3 protein-coding genes are annotated in these 2508 nt (G+C 47.7%); all 3 read left to right on the top strand.

Annotated elements, in window-relative coordinates; translation table 11 throughout:
- Positions 1 to 753 (top strand): formylglycine-generating enzyme family protein (locus tag WCO51_12390; GenBank protein MEI6514052.1); only part of this gene is annotated, 753 nt, incomplete at its 5' end.
- Positions 754 to 828: 75 nt separating this feature from the next.
- Positions 829 to 1896: a reverse transcriptase domain-containing protein gene (locus WCO51_12385; GenBank protein MEI6514051.1), complete on the top strand. Its 1068-nt coding sequence runs from the start codon at positions 829 to 831 to the stop codon at positions 1894 to 1896.
- A 202-nt stretch (positions 1897 to 2098) separates the two neighbouring features.
- A complete protein-coding gene (locus tag WCO51_12380; protein MEI6514050.1) occupies positions 2099 to 2368 on the top strand; it encodes a four helix bundle protein in 270 nt (89 codons plus the stop codon).
- Positions 2369 to 2508: the final 140 nt, after the last annotated feature.

The following is a 2508-nucleotide window of genomic DNA, read 5'->3' as shown; positions in this document are numbered from 1 at the left end:
GTGGAGATGGAATTGGTACGCGTGCCGGAAGGAGAGTTCATGATGGGCAGCGATAAGCAGAAAGACCCCGAGGCATACGATAACGAGCTGCCGCAGCACAAAGTTTATCTGGCTGAATACCTGATCGGGAAATCGTCGGTAACGGTGGCACAATTCGCCGCATTTATCAAAGCCAGCGGATATAAAACCACGGCGGAGAAGGAAGGCAGTGGACATGATTGGCAGCACCCGCGCGGAGCTGGCAGCGATGTGGTACACAAGGCAGCCCACCCGGTCACATTTGTGAATTGGGATGATGCGCTTGCCTTTTGCGCCTGGGTAAGTGAGGTAACTGGACGTGAGCTACGCCTGCCCAGTGAAGCGGAATGGGAGAAGGCTGCCAGAGGGACGGATGGACGGATCTTTCCCTGGGGCAAGCAGAAAGCGGACGCAACCCTCTGCAATTTTAACTTGAACGTCAAAGATACCACGCCCGTGGGACAATACAGCCCCCAAGGTGACAGCCCATACGGCTGTGCCGATATGGCGGGCAATGTATGGGAGTGGACGAACAGCCTGTTCAAGGGCTATCCCAATCAGATTGGGGATGGACGCGAAGAGGGCGGTAGTCGGGATGTGCGGGTTCTGCGGGGCGGCTCTTTCTTCAGCCTCTCCAACCTCAGGAACCTCCGCTGTGCATCCCGTTACTACACTTACCCTCGTAACTTCGACTTCGGTTTTCGGGTGTGTGCGTCCCCCATCTCAAAATTCTGAGCTCTTTCTCTCTGCTCTCTGAATCTCTGATTCTTTTTTTGGTTTTATCGTGGGAGAATCGATTTTTTTAAATTTATGAATACTTCTTCAATTCTTTTCGAGCAAATCTATGAATGGGATAATCTCTGGTTGGCGTATGAAAACGCGTCCAGAGGCAAGCGCGGTAGACCATCCACGGCAGCTTTTGAATATCTGCTAGCTGATTATTTATTGGGATTACAGAGCGAGCTGAAAGAAAAACGGTATCATCCCGGTAGTTATCATAGTTTTTATATTCACGAACCTAAACGGCGTTTGATCTCCGCTGCCCCCTTTCGGGATAGGGTGATCCATCATGCATTATGTAATATCATTATGCCTTATTTCGAGCGTTTGTTTTTAGCGGATAGTTACGCCAACCGGGTAGGAAAAGGAATGCATCGCGCATTAGATCGTTGCCAACAATTTGCACGCCGCTATCAATATGTGCTGCAATGCGATGTCGTCCAATTCTTTCCATCAATTGATCATATTTTACTGCGTAATGTTTTAGGTAATATGCTTCCCAATGAAATTGACTTGTTCTGGCTTATCGATCTAATCTTGGAAAGTGGCAAAGATGTTTTATCAGAAGAATACCGTATGGTTTATTATCCTGGAGATGATTTATTCGCGGTCAATCGGGCGCGTGGATTGCCTATCGGCAATTTAACATCACAGTGGTGGGCAAACTGCTATTTAAATCCGTTGGATCAATGTATCAAACGCGAACTGAGTTGTCATGGCTATTTACGTTATGTAGATGATTTTCTCCTTTTTAGTAACGATAAACGAGAATTATGGGAATGGCGAGAGGCTGTCATTCAGCGTTTGGCTCATTACCGGCTGACACTGCATGAAGAACGCACTTATCCATTTCCGGTAAGCGAAGGAATACCTTTTCTTGGTTTTGTGGTTTTTCCGGAGCATAGACGGCTCAAACGACGCAACTTGATATCCTACCGTCGCAAATTAAAGCATATCCTTAGCCTGGGTACCCGGGAACAAGTGAATTCTTCGGTCAGAGGCTGGATCAATCACGTTCGCTATGGGGACACCTACGGTCTCCGCCGAGCACTATTATCTGAGTTTGATTTACTCGCGTTGGAGTCTGCTGATGTCTGAAGATATGACCATATTTATTCGTACTTACGATTTCATTACTTGGCTGATACCGTTGACATTAAACTTTCCGCGCAGCCAACGGTTTGTTGTTACTCGGCGCATACAGGACGCTGCCTTAGATCTCTAGGAGCGGCTTGTAGAGGCAAACAGCAATCGCGGCATATTGCGGACTGAAAAGTTACGCTCTGCGGATGCCGAATTAATGAAAATCCGGTTATACTTACGTTTATGCGAACGTTGGCAATGGCTTACGTCCGGACAATACCGGCATGCTTCCGAGCAAGTAGCTGAAATTGGACGCCTGCTGGGTGGATGGTTGAAAACTGTTTTCGGGTGTGTGCGTCCCACATCTTTCCGCTATGCCAGAAATGTGGCGCGGGGATTCTGCGCTGCCGAGGCGATAAAGATGGCGCGGTCGTTGCCCTGGCCGGGGACCAAATACATTTTTATATTGGTTCCGGGTAAATATTGAATCGCCCCACTTCTTGAATTTCGGTTCCGATGTGGGGCACAATGCTTGTGGTGGTATCAAAATTATAATGATAAATTGCGCTAATAGGAAGTATCCATGTCATTGAAAGCCAGACAGTTATTCCATGAGAGATACATGAT

Source organism: bacterium, assembly GCA_037131655.1.
GTDB lineage: Bacteria > Armatimonadota > Fimbriimonadia > Fimbriimonadales > JBAXQP01 > JBAXQP01.
Note: the sequence above shows the minus strand (reverse complement) of the source record. Positions and strands in the feature narration are given on the sequence as shown.

What these genes read in the sequence shown, in the direction of transcription:
- WCO51_12385 (MEI6514051.1), top strand. Translation starts at nt 829, where the DNA reads ATGAATACTTCTTCAATTCTTTTCGAGCAAATCTATGAATGGGATAAT.
- WCO51_12380 (MEI6514050.1), top strand. Translation starts at nt 2,099, where the DNA reads ATGAAAATCCGGTTATACTTACGTTTATGCGAACGTTGGCAATGGCTT.